The sequence below is a fragment of the Rheinheimera sp. UJ51 genome, from assembly GCF_020819615.1.
Taxonomy (GTDB): Bacteria; Pseudomonadota; Gammaproteobacteria; order Enterobacterales; family Alteromonadaceae; genus Alishewanella; species Alishewanella maricola.
This window is the reverse complement of record NZ_JAJHOG010000003.1, coordinates 37,943-57,970: the sequence shown is the minus strand read 5'-3', so window position 1 is coordinate 57,970 and position 20,028 is coordinate 37,943. Positions and strand designations below refer to the sequence as shown.

Genomic DNA, 20,028 nt, shown 5'->3' with positions numbered 1-20,028 from the left:
GCGTAACAAAAACGCCTAATCAAGCGATTAGGCGTTTGCTGACTTAAGGATTCGTTGCCGGTTCAAAACTGATCGGTTCAGACACCTTAGGCTTGCCCTGCATGATCGAGATTTCGACACGCCGGTTACGCCGACGATTTAGCTCACTATTATTTGGCATCAAGGGGCGAGTATCAGCATGCCCTACCACGACAATGCGGTTTCGATCAAAACCCGGCGCAGCAATTAAAGCAGTGGCCACTGAAACGGCTCGCTTAGCCGATAAATCCCAATTGTTGGCATGTAACTCATCACCCACCTGAAAATCATCAGTATGCCCACTGACGGTGATTTCACCGGGAATATCATTGAGCATCACCCCAATTTGCCGCACTATCGGGATAAAACGCGGCTGTAAAAAAGAAGAGCCTGACGGGAAAGAGCCATTTTCGCGGATACGAATAATGATTTGCTGCCCCAATGATTCTAACTCCACTGCGCCGTCAACGATTTGTTGCTCCAGCTCTTCAGCTAGCTTCTTCACCGTTTCATTAACCTGCTCTTGGGCGGCTTCTGCGGCAGCGGCCGCTTTGGCATCGGCGGCCTCTTGGTCCTCAGCATTTAATGCCGATTGACCACCGGTTTGATCATCGCGTTGATCTTGGCGCCCGCCGGCAGAGTCTTCTTCACCCGCTTGAAATTCAATGACTTGCTGGGTCATTTCCATGGTTTGCTGCTGGATCGTTTCAATTGGCGTGGGATCAGGCCGCCCAGGGCGAAACTCCATGGCAATAACACTGGTTCCCTTCGGGATATCATCCACTTCAATTTTATTTTGCACACCAAAGGCAAACTTCATAGAGCCGGCAATTTGTTTAAACTTCAACACGTCCATTTCAGAAAAGGCTAATAACAACACGAAGAAGCACATCAAAAGCGCCATTAAATCAGCAAAGGTTCCCATGTAAGCGGGTAACCCAGGCGGTGGGCATTTGCATTCTTCTTCGTCACTCATGCCGCCTCTCCTGCTACTTCGCGTTTATTTTGCGCTAAATAGTTACGTAAAATCCCTTCAATAACCTTTGGATTCTGCCCATCTTGAATGCCTAATACCGCATCTAAGATCAACATATTGTTCAGTTTTTCTTGCTGGTTGCGGATCGCTAATTTGTCGGCCAACGGAATGGCAATAACGTTGGCGACAAAGGCGCCATATAACGTCGTTAACAGTGCCACCGCCATCGCCGGGCCGATGGCTTTAGGATCATCCATGTTAGATAACATCGCCACCAAACCAATCAAGGTACCGATCATCCCCATGGCCGGTGCGACGTCACCCAGACTACGAAAAATGGCAATAGCCGTTTCATGGCGCTTTTCGGTTAACGAAATATCCTTTTGCATGGTAGCTCGCACAACATCAGCGTCATGACCATCCACCAGCATATTAATGCCTTTTTGCATAAAGCCATTGGGAATTTCAGCCTCCTCTAGGGCTAAAAAACCACCTTGACGGGCGGCACCACCTAATTGCACAGCGGTTTCAATCAGCTCTTCTGGTGATTCAATTTTAAACATAAAGGCTTTTGCCACGGCTTTACCCGCACCGAGAAATTGTGCCAACGTAAATTTAGACAGTACAACAAATACCGAGCCACCAAATACAATGAGCACCGAGACCAAATCACCAAACATGCCGACGTCACCGCTACTGCTGATAAACATCGCCATTACAATAAAGCCAATTGCGCCAATCAATCCGATTAGGGTCGCTAAATCCACATCCTACTCCTTCCAAAACAGTGCCGGGGCTGGCTTTTGAATCTTGATTTTAGTTATTTTATATCAGCTGCAAACTAGTTATCGACCTTAACTCTGAATCATTAAGCAATAAATCAGCAAAGAATACCAATTTAGTCGTTACTATACGCAATTTCATTGACCATAATAGCCTGCTACGATAAGGTTGCGCACAGTTTTTTTGGGGAATAATATGAGTAAAAAATCTGCAGACCCAGGCCAATTTGAACAATCCATCCAAGAACTCGAACACATCGTCCAACAATTGGAACAGGGTGAGCTGTCGTTAGAGCAAGCCTTAGGCCAATTTGAGCGTGGGATCAGTTTGGTCAAACACAGTCAGCAGCAACTGCACGCTGCGGAACAAAAAGTCCAGATTTTGTTGCAACAACAACCTGAACCTCTGCAGCCGTTTGAGCCGCAAACAGGAGACTAACCTTGGCCCCAACCAGTCTATCGCTATTTCAGCAGCGGGTGGAACAACAACTGCAACAGGCGCTTACCACAACAGTTCCAACGAACTTTTTGTTGCATGACGCCATGGCTTACAGTTTATTGCTGGGTGGCAAACGGGTTCGACCTTTTCTGGTTTATAGCCTAGGTCAAATGTTAGGTGCCAAACTGGCTGATCTCGATGCCCCAGCAGTGGCCATTGAAGCGATCCACAGTTATTCATTAATTCATGACGACTTGCCGGCCATGGATAACGACGATTTGCGCCGCGGCAAACCTACTTGCCATAAAGCGTATAATGAAGCCACGGCGATTTTAGCCGGAGATGCACTGCAAGCTTTTGCTTTTGAGCTATTGAGCAGTCATGATTACCAACAGGTTTGCCCGCGTCGGCAGGTGTTAATGGTGAAAACGCTGGCACAAGCAGCGGGTGCCACCGGCATGTGTGCCGGCCAAGCGATAGACTTGGCACAAACCAATCAAAAAATCACTTTAGAGAAATTAGAGTTAATGCATCGTTTAAAAACGGGTGCATTAATTGAAAGCACAGTTAAACTAGCCTATTACGCCAGCCCGGTAGAAGATGAACAGATCCTGCTGGATTTGTTAAAGTTTGCCAGTGCGCTGGGTTTGGCCTTTCAAGTGCAGGACGATATTCTGGACATTGAAAGCGACACGGCCACTTTAGGAAAAACACAGGGTTCTGATCTTAAAGCCAACAAAGCTACGTATCCGGCCTTACTGGGGCTTGCCGGTGCCAAAGATAAAGCGGCACAACTTTATCAAGAAGCCCTTGCCGCACTCGAACGGCTACCCTACGATACGGCTGAGCTTGCACGCTTTGCCCACTATATTATTGCCAGAAAGTTTTAACATAGGCATTTGTTATGCAAATTGATATGACGGAATATCCACTGTTAACTCAGGCTAATTTGCCCGATGAGCTTCGGCAATTACCTCAGGAAACCTTACCCCAACTGAGCCATGAACTGCGGCAGTTTTTATTAAAAACCGTTAGCCAAAGTAGTGGTCATTTTGCCTCAGGTTTAGGTGCCGTCGAACTGACTGTTGCCCTGCACTATGTTTACAACACGCCTTTTGATCGGGTGATCTGGGATGTAGGTCATCAGGCATACCCACACAAGATCCTCACGGGTCGTCGTCATCAAATGCATACTATCCGCCAAAAAGAAGGCCTACACCCTTTTCCATATCGGGAAGAAAGTGTCTATGACGTGTTATCGGTAGGTCACTCCAGTACTTCCATCAGCGCAGCCTTAGGCATGGCTGTGGCAGCACAACAAGCTAAGAATCAACGCAAAGTTGTAGCGGTTATAGGCGATGGCGCCATTACAGCAGGTATGGCATTTGAAGCCTTAAACCACGCAGGTGAAATTAAACCGGACATGCTAGTGATCTTAAATGACAATGAAATGTCTATTTCAGAGAACGTTGGCGCGTTAAACCAATACTTTGCCCGCATTTTATCGGGCAGTTTTTATACTAGCTTGCGTGAGGGCGGCAAAAAAATCCTCAGCAACATGCCACCATTACATCAGTTAGCCAGCCGCGCTGAAGAACACTTTAAAGGCATGGTAACACCCGGTACCTTCTTTGAAGAGCTTGGCTTTAATTATATCGGCCCAATTGATGGTCACGATGTATTGGGCTTGGTCGATACCATTCGCAATATGCGCCAGCTTAAAGGCCCTCAGCTACTGCATATCGTCACGAAAAAAGGTAAGGGCTATGCCCCTGCCGAAGCCGATCCGATTGGTTATCATGCGGTCGCAAAATTTGATCCCGCGGCTAAAACGCAACCGGCTAAAAAAGCCAGTGCACCAACCTTTTCCAATGTATTTGGCCAGTGGATCTGCGATATGGCAGAGCAAGATGAGCGGCTCCAAGGTATTACCCCTGCCATGCGAGAAGGTTCTGACTTAGTGGCGTTTTCAAAACGCTTCCCTAAGCGCTATTTTGATGTCGCCATCGCCGAGCAACATGCGGTGACGCTGGCCGCAGGCATGGCTATTGAGGGCTTAAAACCAGTAGTGGCTATTTACTCGAGCTTTTTACAACGCGGTTACGATCAACTGATCCACGATGTGGCGCTGCAACAATTAGATGTGTTGTTCGCCATTGACCGCGCGGGCATTGTAGGCGCTGACGGCCCAACTCACCAAGGTGCTTTTGATATCAGCTTTTTACGCTGCATTCCCAATATCACCATTATGGTGCCATCCAATGAAAATGAATGCCGGCAAATGCTTTATACCGGCTATCAACATAACGGGGTGGCCGCCGTTCGCTATCCACGAGGTAGCGGTAACAATCAAGCGGCCGCAACAACGATGGAGTTATTACCACTGGGTAAAGCAAAAGTGGTACAGCGCGGTAAAAAATTGGCTATCTTGGCCTTTGGTCCACTGCTTGGCGCCTGTGAGCAAGCGGCCACAGCGCTTGGCGCCACCTTAGTTGATATGCGCTTTGTTAAGCCATTAGATACTGCACTGTTACAGCAATTAGCTGTGGATCACAGCTACGTGATGACTGTTGAAGATAACGCCATTATGGGCGGTGCCGGCTCTGCGGTAAATGAGTACTTGGTGCAGCTACATTATCAAGGCCAGATCCTCAACTTAGGCTTACCAGATGAGTTTATTAAACACGGTACGCAACAAGAGATTTATCAAGAATTAGGCTTAGACAGTGCCGGTATTTTGGCACAAGCGCAGCGTTTATTAAAAGAAGAGTAGTCAGCGCTAGACAAACGACACCCAAAACGTGGGTGTCGTCTTTGCAAAAGCCTTGCTAAAGCCGATGCTGCTCTAACCAAATCAACCCTTCAGCTAACAAGCGATTAATCTGCAACGGTAAATCAACACTCTCTTCAAATTCAAACGCATCTAATTGACTGGCAAAAGCCAAACTGCCCACCACCGCGCTTAAACCTTGAGCTTTTAACTGCAGTAATGCCTGCTCGGCTAATTGCATTGAGCTTTCCCAATTCAACAACTGGCCACCGAGTAAAGGTAACGGATAAAGTGCATAACCGCCAGACGCGGTTGGATTAATCACTTCACCATCGGGCAGCGTAAAATGACTGGCCGCAATCTGTTCTAGCAACCGACAACTATAAGATGCCACCAACTCTTGCGCGATATCACGAAACACCACCACAAAACGTGCATCAACAAAACGCACCACATAATCTGAGCCGCGTGTTTCTCGACTTAATAACGAGCTTAATTGTTGTAACAAACTATCCGCAGTGCTAACGCCATACTTTAAAAGAATTTGCTGATAATGATCAGGTTCAAGCAACAACAAAGCAATGGTTTTACCCTGCTCGGTTAACGCTTGACGATTGCGCTGAAAATGCTCGATATCTTTAGGCAGCTGCTCAAACATAAAGCGTTTATTACGTAAGCCGGTGGTAGTGTCACGATGCGTTAATTGACTGAGTTGCTCGTTCAATTCATTCAGCTTTTGATTGGTGTTTTCTAATTCTTGGGTTCGTTGACGCACCAAACTGGTTAATTGTTCCTGTTTATGTAAGTTATTTTGCCGATAAAGCCAAAATAAGCCATAAAACAAACACAATAACAAACAGAGCCACAGCAAGCGATACACCAAGGTTTCATCAAAGCGGCGCGGGATCACCAATTGAATTTGCGTTTCTTGGGCATCCAACCAATGTTGATAGTTATACCTTACCTGTAATTTAAAGGTAAAGTTGCCAGGTGGCAGGTTGGTATAGACCGCTTCGCGCCGATCGACCACTTCATGCCACTGCTGATCAAAGCCCATTAACTGATAACGAAAAATCACACTATCAGGCCGAGTATATTCAAGCGCTGAATAACTGATGGTTAGATTGCGCTCTTGCCGTTCCAGAACTTGCCGCAGTTGTTGACCCGACAGCGGATAACTTTGCTGAGCACTGATTTTCTTCAAAATGGGTCTTAATGTCTTGGGGGTAGTACTATCTAATTGTTCAGGTACCGCAACCAAACCGCGTAATGTTGGATACCATAGCTGTTGCTGCCAGAACGCCACTTTAGACTGGCCGGCACCGTTACAACAACGGCTGGTTAACGAGCCCATCTGCCTATCGTAGGGCGATAGCACTTCTTCTAAACGAAACCCCTCATCGGCCGCTTGCGGCAAACTGTCGACGCGTAAACGAAAGATCCCTTTATGCGTGCTCAACCAGAGCCAACCCGACTGCTGGTGAAAATAAAAACTTAAGGCAGGGCCATGTAATAAACCATTACCGCTGTGCAAATGTAACCACGCGTTATTGGGTCTTTGAATATACACACCATCATCTAAAGTGCTCACCAGCACAGTGCCATCGGGTAACACTGATGTCGCTAAAATATAAGCGTTATAAAGGGCACTGCCGATGCCTAAACGAGTTAATTGTGCATTTTGCCAACGGTATAAACCACGACTGCTGCCAAACAACACTTGGCCTTTATGCTGACTTAAAGTGGTGATCTGTTTAGATTCTAATTCGGCGTTAAAGGGAAGTAAGGTTAAAACGTTATCTTGTGCATGATATAAACCATTAAGACTACCGATCCAAATGCCGCCCTGTTCCGCCGGTTTTACCACCCTAACGGCTTGGCCTTGCAACTGAGGAAATAACACGCTGAGCTGGGCCGTTTTCACATCATATTGATATAAACCGCGTTCCAACCCCAGCCATAGCTGCTCAGGGCCAGGCCAATAGAGATCATGTACCGTTTGCCCTTGCAATTGTTCGGCAGCGATCAAGGGCTGAAAACGTTCAGCCATGTCTAAATAGCCCACTTCGCTTTGACTGGCTAATAACAGCTTACCTTGAGGTGTAAGTGAGACACTGCGAATAATGGGATCGCTGCCGGGGACTAACCGACGAATTTGACTGCGATTGACCATAAAAATGCCATCGCTAAAACTGGTTAGCCAAATATTATGCTCTTTATCTTGAAACACCCGGCTAAACCAAGGTGAACTGCCAAGTTCGGCAACCGTAACCGTTTGCCAAGCTTGTCCGGGATATTGAAAAAATAGTTTACGATAAGAAGAAAGCCATTGCGCGCCCGTATTATCTTGTAACAAGCGGTATACCGGTGCCATGGTGTCGTCAGGCAGTAGCTGCGCGGTAATCTCACCGTCGCTTTGTAACTGATATAAACCGTTTTCACTGGCAATATGTAAACCGTTATCGGTCCATGCTAAGTCGTATACGGGGTTTTGTGCTAATGCAAGTGGCAAGGCGAATTGCTGCCAACTGCCGTCAGCCGCACGCTGATGCAAATAATCGCTGGCCATCACCCAGATCTGCTCACTGGTTTGGGCTAATTGACTGACCACCGCTTTGACTTGCTCGACCCGGCGTACCTTATCTTGCTGCACACTAAATAATTGATCAGCGGCGACCCAAATCTCGCCTGGCGCCACTTCAAGCAGCGAAGTCACTTCACTGTAAATCGGTAAGCGTTGTAATTCTAGAGTGGCAGGATCCAACACTGACAAACCCGCTTTGGTACCGATCCATATTTTACCGTCACTGTCAGTCAGTAAACGGGTAATCGCATTACTGGCTAATTTCGGATGGGTTTCATTACTAAATACTTCAAAATGTTGGCCGTCAAAACGGTTTAAACCATACAGAGTACCAAGCCAGATATAGCCAAGTTTATCTTGCGTGATCGCTCGAACAGAATTGCTTGATAAGCCTTCGGCACTGGTCCAGTGCTTCAGATCATAGTCATACACGGAAGGTGGGGCCGCCAAAGCGCTCTGACACATCAAAACAAAGATGATGAACAGAAAACGAGACATGCAGCCCTCCTTGGTGATAGTGATTACGGTGTGGTGACAGCCCTTAGTTTAACCATGACAGGTACACCAATAGATGCAAGATGGCTAAAGCAGGTAACGCGGCTAGCAAATCATCCAGCATAATACCGAAACCACCGTGTACCCTGCGATCAAACCAGCTGATAGGCCAAGGTTTTAAAATATCGAACAGCCGAAACAAGATAAAGCCCAGCAACATGCTTTGCCAGCTTATCGGCACAAAGAGCATCGTTAGAGCAAAACCGATAATTTCATCCCAAACAATGGCGCCATGATCATGTTCACCCACATCGGCTGCCGCTTTGCCACAAACATAAATACCCAGTAAAGTTCCTAAAACGATAAATAGCAATAACCAAGGTTGACCGGCAAGGCTAAGTAACCAAACCAACGGCAGTGCCGCCAAAGTACCAAAGGTACCCGGTGCTTTTGGTGCTAAACCACTGCCAAAACCCAGGGCTAAAAAATGTTGCCATTTACCCAGCTGAAATCGGGCTTTGCTGTTTGCTGTTGTCATAGAAAATGTTGAAACCCCTGATGTTGGTACGCATAAGGCTGTTCACCGGCTTTTAATTCCAGTTTACCCACCGCCCCAGTGATCCGGCCAATACAGGTGATTGGCACGCCATAAGGCGACAGTAGCACATCAAGTGAGCCGCGGCGATTCTCTGGCACGGTAAAGAGTAACTCGTAATCTTCACCACCCGATAACGCCAGTTGCATGGCTTCTTCTGCTGTACAGCTATCTTTCAACGCTTGTGACATGGGTAAACGTTGAATATCAACATAAGCCCCTACTACCGAGCGACGTAAGATATGCGGTAAATCACCGGCTAAGCCATCAGAGATATCCATTGCGCTACTGGCGGTATTGCGCAGCGCCTGACCTAAAGCAACCCGAGGAGAGGGATAATGAAAACGCTGTAACACATGGCCTTGATGCTTTTTACTGATCTCGCATTGTCCTTGCACCAACTTTAAGCCCAAAGCTGCATCGCCCAGTGTACCCGTGACATAAATATAATCACCCACTTTAGCACCGGCACGGGTAATGGCTTTACCACGCGGTACTTGGCCTTTAGCCATCATACTGAAACTGAGTGGGCCACGTGTGGTGTCCCCCCCTATCAATTGGCAATTATAGTATTCGGCGGTTTCATGCAAACCGGCAGCAAATTGCGCTAACCAGCTTTCATCTGCCGAGGGTAACGTCATCGCCAACGATAACCATGTTGGCTCTGCCCCCATCGCGGCTAGATCGCTCACATTGACAGCCACTAATTTATGACCAAGTGCACGCGGATCAACATCAGGAAAAAAGTGAGTCCCCGCGACCATGGTATCCGTTGTAACAACGATGTCGTAACCATCACGCACCTGTAACACCGCACCATCGTCACCGACACCAATACTGACATCAGTGCGCTTCACGCCGATATTCGAGAAATATCGCGCGATTAAATCAAATTCACCCATAGCGTATAAAAAGCCGACTGACGTCGGCTTCTCCATTAATTTGGACGCAATACCTTGACCGCTTTGTCCAGGATACTGTTCACAAACTTATGACTATCATCAGCCGCAAAGGCTTTAGCTAATTCAATAGCTTCATTGATGATCACTTTATAGGGGACATCTAAACGGTACTTCAGTTCATAGGCTGAAACACGTAATACCGCTTTTTCGACCAAGTCGATATCTTCGAACGGGCGCTCGAGATACGGTTTAATCGCTTCGTCTAATTTGGAATGGTGTAATACCACACCGCGTAAAATGTCTTGGAAATACGCAACATCGATATGTTTAACATTATTTTCCAATAACAATTGCTGCTCAATGTCAGCTATCGGGTTATGGCTAACTTGCCAGCTATAAATGCCTTGAACAGCAAGTGAGCGAGATTGACGACGGACGTTAGGTTTCATCTGTGCTTCCTGTTACAGCTGTGCAAGCACATTGATCATTTCGAGTGCCGACATGGCTGCTTCGCCGCCCTTGTTACCGGCTTTAGTACCCGCACGCTCAATCGCCTGCTCAATACTGTCTACGGTTAGAACGCCAAAAGCCACCGGCAGGTCATACTGCATACCCACTTGGGCAATACCTTTGACACACTCGCCAGAGACATACTCAAAGTGTGGTGTGCCACCACGGATCACCGCACCAATAGCCACAATCGCATCATATTTCTTGGTTGCAGCAACACGTTGTACCGCTAATGGCAACTCAAAGGCGCCTGGAATACGTACGACAGTGATGTCTTGTTCAGCGATATTACCCACGCGACGCAAGGTGTCGATGGCGCCACTGAGTAAACTCTCAACAATAAAACCGTTAAAGCGTGCGACTACTATCGCAATTTTCTTACCATTTGCTGCATAGCCTGCTTCAATTACCTGCATGACCTGTCCTTACTATTTAACTGCCGTCAAAATTTAGCCGTGCATAATAGCATAATTTCTGACACTCGGGCATAGCCTTATTCAGAAACGTAATCCACTACATCCAGACCAAAGCCGGATAACGCATGGTACTTAATCGGCTTGCTTAATAAGCGCATTTTCTTCACGCCTAAACTGGCTAAAATTTGTGAACCCACACCTACATTTCGTGAGGTGCCTTTCCAAGGTGCCACTGGCGGTTTCTCACCTTTATCTTCTGCTTCAAAATGTTGCACCATCTGCACTAGCTCTGAGGTGCTTTCGTGCTTACCTAACAACACCAAGACGCCACCTTCATCAGCAATGCGCTGCATGGCGGTATGCAGTGGAAAACTACGATGAGTCCCACGCGTCGTCAGCAATAAATCATTAAAGGTATTATGTAAATGCACCCGCACTAAGGTTGGCTCATCAGCGACAATCTCGCCTTTAACTAAAGCAAAATGCAACTGGTTATCAATAGTGTCTTTAAAAGTCACTAATTCAAAGTCGCCCATCTCGGTTGGCAACTGACAAGTCGCCACTTTTTCAATGGTGGTTTCATTGAGGTTACGGTATTCAATTAAATCAGCGATGGTGCCGATTTTAATATCATGCTCTTTCGCAAACACTTCGAGATCCGGACGGCGCGCCATAGTGCCATCATCATTAAGGATTTCGACAATCACAGCTGCAGGTTCCAGCCCGGCTAACCGCGCTAAATCACAACCGGCTTCAGTATGGCCGGCACGAACTAATACACCGCCATCTTGCGCCATTAAAGGAAAGATATGCCCAGGCTGAATAATATCTGTTGGGCGAGCATCACGCGCCACCGCCGCTTTCACTGTTTTAGCGCGATCGGCCGCTGAAATACCGGTGGTCACGCCTTCTGCAGCTTCAATGGATACCGTGAAGTTGGTAGCAAACGGTGATTTATTGGCGTCGACCATTAAGGGTAAGTTGAGTTGCTGGCAGCGTTTTTTCGATAAGGTTAAACAAATTAAGCCACGACCAAACTTTGCCATAAAATTGATGGCAGCAGGCGTGACATACTCGGCGGCCATCACCAAATCGCCTTCATTCTCGCGATCTTCATCATCCATCAAAATAACCATTTTACCTTGGCGGATATCTTCAATAATTTCTGCAGGTGTATTCAGTTGCATAGCTAACCTTCTTTATAAAAACCCGCGTTGCGCTAACAACGCCAGATCAACACCTGTTGTAGGGGCAGGTGTTTTAGTATGGAGTAAGCGTTCTAAATAACGCGCGATCAGATCCACCTCTATATGGACCAAGCTGCCTTTTTGCAACTGCAGCAATGTCGTTTGCGCAGCCGTATGCGGCACTATCGTTAAACGAAAAGCTGTGGCACTTAATTCATTTACGGTTAGGCTGACGCCATCAATGGTTACCGAACCTTTATGCGCTAAATAAGGGGCTAACGCCGCAGGCATAGCAAACCACAGTTGCCAGGCGCGCGCGGTTTTTTCAATACGCAGCAGCTCGGTTACGCCATCAACGTGACCACTGACCAGATGACCACCTAATCGACCGGTGGCTAATAAGGCTTTTTCTAAATTCACTCTCTGTCCCACCTGATACTGACTAAAGCGGGTTAAGGCGAGTGTTTCAGCGGATACATCAGCGATAAAGCCTTGGGCTAGCAATTGGGTAACGGTAAGACAGACCCCATTGCTGGCAATACTGTCCCCTAACTGCACATCGCTAAAATCTAACTGCTCACTGTGGATCTGCACTTCTAAATCGCCGCCTTTAGCGGTTAAGCGGCTAATGTGACCTGTGGCAGCAATAATACCGGTAAACATATCAGCTCTCTTTTGTTGGGTTGGCAACAGTTGCTGTAGTGGGCTTCGCCCGAATTCGAATATCGTTGCCGAGTTGGTGTACATCCAGCAGTGTTAAATGCGGTACAGCGGTTAATTGTTGGAAATCGCCCAATTTCGCTAAGGGTTGAGCACAGTCACCCAATAGGAGTGGCGCTTGATACAAGATCAATTCATCGACTAACCCCTGCTGCAATAAGGCCCCGGCTAGCGTACTGCCGGCTTCCGTCCAGACACTGTTGATCTGTTGCTGATGTAACACTTTAAGCAAAGCCGATAAATCGAATTGGCCTGATGGCAACAATGCAACAGGCCATTGCGTTACCGCAACTGCACTGGCGCTAAGTTGTTTTGCCGCTTGTGTGCCATCATAGCAAATTAACACCGCGCCACCTTGGCTAAACAAGGCTTCAGCCCCCGTTAAACGCTGTTGCCGATCCAAAATGACACGCAGTGGCTGGCGAAGGCTACCATCGGCTAAACAGCTAATGGCCTCGCTGGCGGTTTGTCGCACGGTTAAGCGTGCATTGTCGGCTAATACCGTGCTCGCGGTTGATAAAATCGCGCTGCTCTGCGCTCGATACTGCTGCACATCATCACGGGCAACATCCCCGGTTAACCACTGACTTACGCCATTCGCCAGTGCTGTGCGCCCATCTAAACTGGCGGCCATTTTTAGCCAAACATAAGGTCGTTGACGTTCCATCCGACTGAGAAAACCCGGATTAAGCGCTCGGGCGGCGTTCGTAAGTAAACCATGCTGCACGCTGATCCCTGCGTTTTCGAGGATAGCGACGCCTTTGCCTGCCACCAGTGGATTCGGATCTAACATGGCAATCACCACGCGACTGACCCCAGCTTTCACTAACGCTTCGGCGCAAGGCGGGGTGCGACCATAATGCGCACAAGGCTCTAACGTGACATAACAAGTCGCGCCTGCTGCGGCAGAGCCGGCTTGTTGTAAAGCATACACTTCGGCATGGCCCTGCCCCGCTTGTCGATGATAGCCTTGCCCTATAACCTGAGCGTTTTTCACCAACACCGCACCCACATTAGGATTAGGATCGGTGGTGAAACGCCCAGCCGCAGCTAAGCTTAACGCCAGCGTCATATACTGATGATCGGCTTCTGAAAAGGACACCGTTACTTCTCTCCCAAGCGGGCAATTTCCTCGCCAAACTCACGAATATCTTTGAATGAGCGATACACCGAAGCAAAGCGCACATAGGCCACTTTATCGACTTTAACTAACTCATCCATAATTAAATTACCCAGCAAATGACTACCGACTTCACGTTCGCCCGTTGCACGTAATTGCGATTTAATTTTATGGATCAGCTGTTCGATTTCTTCGGTAGATACCGGGCGTTTTTCTAACGAACGCAATAAGCCATTGCGCAATTTATCTTCGTTAAAAGGCTCACGCGAACCATCACGCTTAATAATGCGCGGCATTACCAGTTCGGCAGCTTCAAAGGTCGTAAAACGTTCATGACAAGCTAGACATTCACGACGCCGACGCACTTGATGACCGTCGGCGACTAAACGAGAATCAATGACTTTGGTGTCATCCGCGTTACAAAAGGGACAAAACATGCTGAGCTCTCTATATCACCCTATCGGGACTTTTTGAGATGGCCGGATAAAATAATGGCCGCAATTGCGGCCATCATAACATGTTATTTTAGTTTACGCATAAACTGGGAAACGGCTACATACCTCAGAAACACGGGCTCTGACGGATGCAATAACCGCTTCATCACCACGGCTGTCTAACACTTCACAAATCAGTGTGGCGACTAAACGTGCTTCAGCTTCTTTAAAGCCACGACGGGTAATAGCCGGAGTACCAATACGTAAGCCACTGGTCACAAAAGGTGAACGTGGGTCGTTAGGCACTGAGTTTTTATTAACGGTAATATGCGCTAAACCTAACCACGCATCCGCTTCTTTACCGGTAATATCTTTGTCGATGAGATCCATCAAGAACAAGTGGTTTTCCGTACCGCCTGATACCACTTTATAACCGCGAGAGATCATCTCAGCACACATGGCTTTGGCATTTAGTAACACTTGTTGCTGATACACTTTAAATTCAGGCTGTAAGGCTTCTTTAAAGGCTACCGCTTTTGCCGCAATAACGTGCATTAAAGGGCCGCCTTGGCCGCCAGGGAACACCGCTGAGTTTAACTTTTTCTCAATGGCTTCGTTTTTACGCGCCAAAATTAAACCACCACGTGGGCCGGCTAAGGTTTTGTGCGTTGTCGTCGTCACGACATCAGCAATAGGTACGGGGTTTGGATATAAACCCGCCGCCACTAAACCGGCAACGTGCGCCATATCAACCAGTAAGTATGCACCGACTTTATCCGCGATATCACGGAAACGCTGCCAATCAACAATACCGGAATAAGCAGAGAAACCAGCAATAATCAGCTTAGGTTTGTGTTCTAGCGCTAAGGCTTCGGCTTGATCATAATCAATCACGCCGGTTTCAGGATGCAGGCCATATTGCACAGCATGGTAAAGTTTACCGGATGAGCTGACACTCGCACCGTGCGTTAAGTGACCGCCATGCGCTAAGCTCATACCTAAAATGGTATCGCCAGCGTTTAATAACGCTAAAAATACCGCTGAGTTAGCTTGTGAGCCAGAGTGTGGCTGTACGTTAGCGTAGTCAGCACCAAACAATTCTTTGGCACGTGCAATGGCTAAATCTTCGGCTAAATCAACAAATTCACAACCACCGTAGTAACGCTTGTGCGGATAACCTTCGGCATATTTATTCGTTAACTGTGAACCTTGCGCCTGCAATACCCGAGGGCTGGCATAGTTTTCTGAAGCGATAAGCTCGATATGGGCTTCTTGACGTTCAGTTTCTTGTACCATGGATTGCCATAATTCCGGATCGAAATCTGCAATATTCATTTCACGCTTTAACATGCTTTCTCCTGCGCGCGGCTACCACGCTGATCGATTGACAACAGTCTAAAAATTGTTGGCTATTCTACTCTTATTTTTTAATTCTTGCACTGAAAAAACAGACATCCAGACAGCTAAATGAAATGAAGCCTGAAAAAATCTTACTGGCTGTGCAGAAATACTGCCACTCGCTTTACAACGTGTTGCAAGGGGCGTAAATTACTGGTTATTCATACAGCGCTATTTGCAGCAGGATTATGTCGCATCGAAAAATTATCCATTTAGATATGGATTGCTTCTTTGCCGCGGTTGAAATGCGCGACAACCCTGCCCTGCGGCATATTCCGTTAGCTATTGGCGGTAGTCGATCTGAACGCGGCGTGATTGCCACCTGCAATTATCCGGCTCGGGCTTTTGGTGTGCGCTCCGCCATGCCGACACATGAAGCCTTAAAGCGTTGCCCGCATCTAACCTTAATGCGCGGGAGCATGGATAAATACAAAGCCGTTAGCCAACAGATCCAAAGCATATTTCGCCGTTATACCGAGCACGTCGAACCACTTTCTTTAGATGAAGCCTATTTAGATGTCACCGATTGTAAGCAATTTAAAGCCAGCGCCACGCTGATTGCTGCGGATATTCGCCGCTCGGTGTTAGCAGAAACCGGTTTAACCGTTTCTGCTGGGGTAGCGCCCAATAAATTTCTCGCCAAAATCGCCAGTGATGAACAAAAACCCGATGGTTTATTTGTGATCCCACCCGAGGCCATCAACGATTTTGTTCTGCAACTCGCCCTGCGCAAAATCCCCGGCGTTGGGGTAAAAACCGCAGAGAAACTTGCCAAGCTCGGATTTCATTTTTGCCGTGATATTTGTCAGCCAGGTGAAGAGATCAGTACAGAGCGACTTGCCTTGTTATCTCGGCATTTTGGCAGCTTCGCCGCTACGTTAATTAAACGCAGCCAAGGTATTGATGAACGCCCGGTCCGGCAAGATCGTGAACGTAAATCGATCGGTGTAGAACAGACATTGCCGAACGATATCGCGGACTTACAGCAAGCCGAACAAGAAATGCTACAGTTATTACCCACCTTAGAGCAGCGTTTAGCGCAAAGCGGTAAAGCGGCATTACTACAAAAAATTGGCGTGAAATTAAAATTCAGTGATTTTCGGCAAACGACAGTAGAAACCCAATGTCATCGTTTAGATCCGCGCTTATTGGCACAACTATTAGCGCAGGCTTGGCAACGCAGGCAAGAGCACAGCGTGCGTTTGATTGGCATACAGCTTGGCTTTAAATCGGCTTGTCATGAACAATTACCCCTACCGTTAGAAGGCACCACTTTTTAGAGGCGTAACTCAGGCAAGGTATTCGGCAATAAAAAAGCCGGCGCTAAGGCCGGCTCTTTAAAATCTTTACTAATTAACCGATAACAGTTACGTTTTCAGCTTGTGGGCCTTTTTGGCCTTCAGTAACGATAAAGGTCACTTGTTGGCCTTCAACTAACGTTTTACGGCCTGTACCGTTGATAGCGCGGAAGTGAACAAACACGTCTTTACCGCCTTCACGCTCGATAAAACCAAAACCTTTATCTTCATTGAACCACTTAACTGTACCAGAAATTAACTGTGACATAACACTCTCTTACTTTAACAAATTTTGCCGACATTCCGGCGACTTAAATAATACCGGCCACGTCATCGAGCTGATACTTACTTCGACCGCATTATCAGTGATGCTGATTAAGTGGTCAATATAAATACCGAGACGAACAGAAAATAGTTTTCTGTTGGGCCGTTCCGGCAAGGACTGCTAAACCTTACTTACTCAGTGTAGCAGTAATGTGGAAAAAACCATCAATCTTGTGGTGTTTTTTTACGTCGCACCGGCGCCGAGCCGTCATCGCCACCTTGGAAGAACACCTTCGCCGGGGCTTTTTTCACCGTTTTCGCGCTGGGCTTGCCCGAGTGTTTAGCTTTCGTGGTGCTTTTAGCTGACTTCGCTGCCGCTTTACCGGCTTTTTCTACTGGCTCGGTTGGGCCTTTGAAGCGCGCCACTAAACCTTCCACCTCACTAAACTCTGCAGGCCGGCGTAAAAAACCTTCAATTTTTTGCAGTGATACCCAATCTTTTGGCCCGACTAAGGAAATAGCCTGCCCCTTCGCACCGGCACGACCCGTCCGACCGATCCGATGCACATATTCTTCGGGGTGTTTCGGCAAGTCAAAATTGATAACATGGGTCACTTGCAGCAAATCGAGGCCACGCGAGGCTAAGTCAGTGGTCACTAACACTTGATATTTACCGGCTGCGAATTGCTGCATCACCGCATTACGTTTGCCTTGGTTTAACCGAGCACTTAAGCCCATGGCGCTAAAACCGTTATCAACACACACGGTCGCTAGGCGCTCGGCATCGTCACGAGTGGCGGTAAAGATAATGAGCTGTTTCACCGGCTCGTGTTTGAGCACATGTGCTAATAAGGCTTCTTTGTGCGTGAGGTTATCGGCAAACATAAATTGCTGCTGAATATCACTGTGCTGCTCATGCCCACTGCCTAAGGCAACCCGAAACGGATTTTTTAATAAGGCAACCGTTAGCTCATCAACTTCAGTGTGATCTAAGGTTGCTGAAAACAATAAGGTTTGACGTAATCGATGCTCGGCGGCTTTATTAATGGCATTTAATTGCGGCATAAAGCCCAAGTCTAACATGCGATCCGCTTCATCTAAGATCAGCATTTCTAAGCCTTGCAGAAACACTGACTTGTGCTCAAGATGATCTAAAAAACGCCCAGGCGTCGCCACTATGACGGTCGGTTGGCGTTTTAATAGCTTCTCTTGATCATTAAAATTCTCGCCGCCCACAATTAATGCTGCCGTAACAGGCGTATTTGACACAAATAAGCGTAATTGCGCATATACCTGTTTTGCCAATTCGCGGGTGGGTGCCAAAATTAACGCACGGGCATCTTGCTTAGACAAAGGGCGGCTTTTCAACAGCCGCTGCATCATCGGTAACAAATAAGCCAGGGTCTTACCCGAACCGGTTTTGGACGAGACCATCAGATCCCGGCCCACCAATACTGCAGGGATAGCTTCTTGCTGAATTTCTGTAGGCGTGGCAAAGCCTAAATGTTGTACCGAGCGCAATAATCGCGGGTCCAGCCCTAAGTCCTGAAAAACCAAAATATACCTCTCTTTACGATAGGCGACTATGATACCTCAACTGACAGATTTGAGTTAGTGCCCTGTGTCGAGCTAGTATAAGCAATATTCCCGTAAATCGTTAAGAGTAACCTCATGAGTAATGCCTTTAAAGAGCAACTGCTTAAAGCCGGTTTAGCCGATCCGAAAAAACTAAAAGCGGCAAAAAAGCAACAACATCAGCAACGTGTGCAATCAGGTAAAAACCAAAAAGTGGTTGCCGAGGCCACCTTACTGGCCGAGCAACGCCGCCAAGAGCAGGTGGCACGCGATCAAGAATTAAACCGCCAAAAAGAACAGTTGTTGCAGAAAAAAGCCATTGCGGCGCAAGTTTCACAATTAATAACGAGCAATACCATTAAGCCCAGTGGTGAAGTGGCATTTAACTTTACCGACGGCAAAGTGGTTAAGCGACTTTACGTTAATAATAAGTTGCATAGTGAATTAACTCGTGGTTTACTTTCGATCGTTAAGCAGGGTGAAAACTATGTGTTAGTGCCCGCAGCGATTGCTGCTAAAATTGCACAGCGCCAACCAGAAAGCGTTATCGTGCAACAGGACCGCCCTGTCGAACAGGCCGATGAAGAAGATCCGTATGCCGCTTACCAAATTCCTGATGATTTGATGTGGTAACACTACGAGGCGGGCTTCTTCTCTTAATATTATTATTAAATGAAGGAGCTTGCTATGCGGCAACTACTTACTATTGGATTATTGCTGTTTTTCGGTGTCAGCCAAGCGGTCTTTGCCGCTTCTGTTTGGCAAGTGAGTAAAGATCAAACCCAGTTTTACTTAGTTGGCACTGTGCATCTACTCAGTGAAAACGACTTCCCCCTCCCTAACGCTTTTGATACCGCCTTTAATGCCAGCCAGCATTTGATTTTTGAAACCGACATGCAACAACTTACCAGCCCAGCAGGGATGAATAAGATGATGTCTCAAAACACTTATCGCCCAGGGCAGAACTTAAAAGATGTGCTATCCCATAAAGTGTATCAGCAGCTACAAGCCATGGCGAAAGAGCGGCAATGGCCACTCACTGCCATAGAACAATTTAAACCGGCTTTTGCCGCAATGATGATTTCAGTACAAGAACTGCAACGCCTCGGTGCCGCTTCTACCGGCGTAGATATGCACTATTTGCAATTAGGCTTGCAACAGCAAAAAAGCATGAGTGGGTTAGAAACGGTCGATGAACATCTGGCGGTGCTGACCGCTTTAAATGAAATTGACGCCAATAAAGTGATCAGTTCAACCTTACAAGATTTAGAAAAAATCGAAAGCATGTTGGCGCAAATGAAGGCCGCTTGGCGCAGTGGTCATGCTGAGCAATTGGCTGACTTATTTATCGATGACATGAAAAAAATCCCTGAGATCTATCAAATCACCTTGGCAAAACGCAACTATGCTTGGCTGGATACGCTAACACAACTGGAAGGCAAGGATACGATGGTATTAGTGGGAGCACTGCATATGGTCGGTGAAGATGGCCTATTAAAGTTACTGGCCGATCGCGGCTATCGTATTGAACAGTTGCACGATTAA

20 protein-coding genes are annotated in these 20,028 nt (G+C 47.2%); 6 read left to right on the top strand and 14 right to left on the bottom strand.

The window, feature by feature from the left end; all coding sequences use genetic code 11:
• Positions 1–43 precede the first annotated feature (43 nt).
• On the bottom strand, positions 44–994 hold the full coding sequence (locus tag LMJ53_RS04310; protein WP_229584960.1) for a flagellar motor protein MotB: 951 nt from the start codon (positions 992–994) through the stop codon (positions 44–46).
• The gene (gene pomA, locus LMJ53_RS04305; RefSeq protein ID WP_229584959.1) at positions 991–1,761 is read right to left on the bottom strand and encodes a flagellar motor protein PomA; all 771 of its coding nucleotides are present in this window, start codon (positions 1,759–1,761) and stop codon (positions 991–993) included. The genes LMJ53_RS04310 and pomA overlap by 4 nt, the downstream gene beginning before the upstream one ends.
• 211 nt (positions 1,762–1,972) lie before the next feature.
• Between pomA and xseB the strand changes: the two genes are divergently transcribed.
• Genes xseB through dxs form a run of 3 tightly spaced genes read left to right on the top strand, consistent with a single transcriptional unit; the run spans position 1,973 to position 4,988 of the window.
• A complete protein-coding gene (gene xseB / locus LMJ53_RS04300) occupies positions 1,973–2,215 on the top strand; it encodes an exodeoxyribonuclease VII small subunit (protein WP_229584958.1) in 243 nt (80 codons plus the stop codon).
• Positions 2,216–2,217: 2 nt separating this feature from the next.
• On the top strand, positions 2,218–3,105 hold the full coding sequence (ispA, locus tag LMJ53_RS04295) for a (2E,6E)-farnesyl diphosphate synthase (protein WP_229584957.1): 888 nt from the start codon (positions 2,218–2,220) through the stop codon (positions 3,103–3,105).
• A 14-nt stretch (positions 3,106–3,119) separates the two neighbouring features.
• The gene (gene dxs / locus LMJ53_RS04290; protein WP_229584956.1) at positions 3,120–4,988 is read left to right on the top strand and encodes a 1-deoxy-D-xylulose-5-phosphate synthase; all 1,869 of its coding nucleotides are present in this window, start codon (positions 3,120–3,122) and stop codon (positions 4,986–4,988) included.
• Positions 4,989–5,043: 55 nt separating this feature from the next.
• Here dxs and LMJ53_RS04285 read toward each other — a convergent pair whose 3' ends face one another.
• From LMJ53_RS04285 to glyA, 10 genes are all read right to left on the bottom strand, one after another.
• On the bottom strand, positions 5,044–8,067 hold the full coding sequence (locus LMJ53_RS04285) for a two-component regulator propeller domain-containing protein (RefSeq protein WP_229584955.1): 3,024 nt from the start codon (positions 8,065–8,067) through the stop codon (positions 5,044–5,046).
• A 43-nt stretch (positions 8,068–8,110) separates the two neighbouring features.
• The gene (locus LMJ53_RS04280; protein ID WP_229584954.1) at positions 8,111–8,602 is read right to left on the bottom strand and encodes a phosphatidylglycerophosphatase A; all 492 of its coding nucleotides are present in this window, start codon (positions 8,600–8,602) and stop codon (positions 8,111–8,113) included.
• A complete protein-coding gene (gene thiL, locus LMJ53_RS04275; RefSeq protein ID WP_229584953.1) occupies positions 8,599–9,597 on the bottom strand; it encodes a thiamine-phosphate kinase in 999 nt (332 codons plus the stop codon). The genes LMJ53_RS04280 and thiL overlap by 4 nt, the downstream gene beginning before the upstream one ends.
• Entirely contained in the window at positions 9,597–10,010 is a 414-nt protein-coding gene (gene nusB, locus LMJ53_RS04270; protein ID WP_226749830.1) for a transcription antitermination factor NusB, read from the bottom strand. The genes thiL and nusB overlap by 1 nt, the downstream gene beginning before the upstream one ends.
• A gap of 12 nt (positions 10,011–10,022) precedes the next feature.
• The gene (ribE, locus tag LMJ53_RS04265) at positions 10,023–10,487 is read right to left on the bottom strand and encodes a 6,7-dimethyl-8-ribityllumazine synthase (protein WP_226749829.1); all 465 of its coding nucleotides are present in this window, start codon (positions 10,485–10,487) and stop codon (positions 10,023–10,025) included.
• 77 nt (positions 10,488–10,564) lie between these two features.
• Positions 10,565–11,674 carry a bifunctional 3,4-dihydroxy-2-butanone-4-phosphate synthase/GTP cyclohydrolase II gene (gene ribBA, locus LMJ53_RS04260; RefSeq protein WP_226749828.1) on the bottom strand — a complete coding sequence of 370 codons (1,110 nt, stop codon included), beginning with the start codon at positions 11,672–11,674 and terminating at the stop codon, positions 10,565–10,567.
• 12 nt (positions 11,675–11,686) lie between these two features.
• Positions 11,687–12,337: a riboflavin synthase gene (locus LMJ53_RS04255; RefSeq protein ID WP_229584952.1), complete on the bottom strand. Its 651-nt coding sequence runs from the start codon at positions 12,335–12,337 to the stop codon at positions 11,687–11,689.
• Position 12,338: 1 nt separating this feature from the next.
• The gene (gene ribD / locus LMJ53_RS04250; RefSeq protein WP_229584951.1) at positions 12,339–13,496 is read right to left on the bottom strand and encodes a bifunctional diaminohydroxyphosphoribosylaminopyrimidine deaminase/5-amino-6-(5-phosphoribosylamino)uracil reductase RibD; all 1,158 of its coding nucleotides are present in this window, start codon (positions 13,494–13,496) and stop codon (positions 12,339–12,341) included.
• Between the two features lie 2 nt (positions 13,497–13,498).
• Positions 13,499–13,951 carry a transcriptional regulator NrdR gene (gene nrdR / locus LMJ53_RS04245; protein WP_226749825.1) on the bottom strand — a complete coding sequence of 151 codons (453 nt, stop codon included), beginning with the start codon at positions 13,949–13,951 and terminating at the stop codon, positions 13,499–13,501.
• 93 nt (positions 13,952–14,044) lie between these two features.
• The gene (gene glyA, locus LMJ53_RS04240; RefSeq protein WP_229584950.1) at positions 14,045–15,298 is read right to left on the bottom strand and encodes a serine hydroxymethyltransferase; all 1,254 of its coding nucleotides are present in this window, start codon (positions 15,296–15,298) and stop codon (positions 14,045–14,047) included.
• 236 nt (positions 15,299–15,534) lie between these two features.
• Between glyA and dinB the strand changes: the two genes are divergently transcribed.
• Positions 15,535–16,626, top strand: a complete 1,092-nt coding sequence (dinB, locus tag LMJ53_RS04235; RefSeq protein ID WP_229584949.1) for a DNA polymerase IV — start codon at positions 15,535–15,537, stop codon at positions 16,624–16,626.
• Positions 16,627–16,699: 73 nt separating this feature from the next.
• Here dinB and LMJ53_RS04230 read toward each other — a convergent pair whose 3' ends face one another.
• Positions 16,700–16,912, bottom strand: coding sequence for a cold-shock protein (locus tag LMJ53_RS04230; protein WP_226749822.1), 213 nt, complete (start codon positions 16,910–16,912; stop codon positions 16,700–16,702).
• A gap of 221 nt (positions 16,913–17,133) precedes the next feature.
• A complete protein-coding gene (locus LMJ53_RS04225) occupies positions 17,134–18,465 on the bottom strand; it encodes a DEAD/DEAH box helicase (RefSeq protein ID WP_229584948.1) in 1,332 nt (443 codons plus the stop codon).
• Positions 18,466–18,579: 114 nt separating this feature from the next.
• Between LMJ53_RS04225 and LMJ53_RS04220 the strand changes: the two genes are divergently transcribed.
• Both LMJ53_RS04220 and LMJ53_RS04215 read left to right on the top strand, forming a co-directional pair.
• Entirely contained in the window at positions 18,580–19,116 is a 537-nt protein-coding gene (locus LMJ53_RS04220) for a DUF2058 domain-containing protein (protein WP_229584947.1), read from the top strand.
• Positions 19,117–19,170: 54 nt separating this feature from the next.
• On the top strand, positions 19,171–20,028 hold the full coding sequence (locus LMJ53_RS04215) for a TraB/GumN family protein (protein WP_229584946.1): 858 nt from the start codon (positions 19,171–19,173) through the stop codon (positions 20,026–20,028).

Bases quoted from the DNA above. Each gene is read 5' to 3' on its own strand.
- LMJ53_RS04310 (WP_229584960.1), bottom strand. From the start codon at position 994: ATGAGTGACGAAGAAGAATGCAAATGCCCACCGCCTGGGTTACCCGCT.
- xseB (WP_229584958.1), top strand. From the start codon at position 1,973: ATGAGTAAAAAATCTGCAGACCCAGGCCAATTTGAACAATCCATCCAA.
- dxs (WP_229584956.1), top strand. From the start codon at position 3,120: ATGCAAATTGATATGACGGAATATCCACTGTTAACTCAGGCTAATTTG.
- LMJ53_RS04285 (WP_229584955.1), bottom strand. From the start codon at position 8,067: ATGTCTCGTTTTCTGTTCATCATCTTTGTTTTGATGTGTCAGAGCGCT.
- LMJ53_RS04280 (WP_229584954.1), bottom strand. From the start codon at position 8,602: ATGACAACAGCAAACAGCAAAGCCCGATTTCAGCTGGGTAAATGGCAA.
- thiL (WP_229584953.1), bottom strand. From the start codon at position 9,597: ATGGAGAAGCCGACGTCAGTCGGCTTTTTATACGCTATGGGTGAATTT.
- nusB (WP_226749830.1), bottom strand. From the start codon at position 10,010: ATGAAACCTAACGTCCGTCGTCAATCTCGCTCACTTGCTGTTCAAGGC.
- ribE (WP_226749829.1), bottom strand. From the start codon at position 10,487: ATGCAGGTAATTGAAGCAGGCTATGCAGCAAATGGTAAGAAAATTGCG.
- ribBA (WP_226749828.1), bottom strand. From the start codon at position 11,674: ATGCAACTGAATACACCTGCAGAAATTATTGAAGATATCCGCCAAGGT.
- LMJ53_RS04255 (WP_229584952.1), bottom strand. From the start codon at position 12,337: ATGTTTACCGGTATTATTGCTGCCACAGGTCACATTAGCCGCTTAACC.
- nrdR (WP_226749825.1), bottom strand. From the start codon at position 13,951: ATGTTTTGTCCCTTTTGTAACGCGGATGACACCAAAGTCATTGATTCT.
- glyA (WP_229584950.1), bottom strand. From the start codon at position 15,298: ATGTTAAAGCGTGAAATGAATATTGCAGATTTCGATCCGGAATTATGG.
- dinB (WP_229584949.1), top strand. From the start codon at position 15,535: ATGTCGCATCGAAAAATTATCCATTTAGATATGGATTGCTTCTTTGCC.
- LMJ53_RS04230 (WP_226749822.1), bottom strand. From the start codon at position 16,912: ATGTCACAGTTAATTTCTGGTACAGTTAAGTGGTTCAATGAAGATAAA.
- LMJ53_RS04220 (WP_229584947.1), top strand. From the start codon at position 18,580: ATGAGTAATGCCTTTAAAGAGCAACTGCTTAAAGCCGGTTTAGCCGAT.
- LMJ53_RS04215 (WP_229584946.1), top strand. From the start codon at position 19,171: ATGCGGCAACTACTTACTATTGGATTATTGCTGTTTTTCGGTGTCAGC.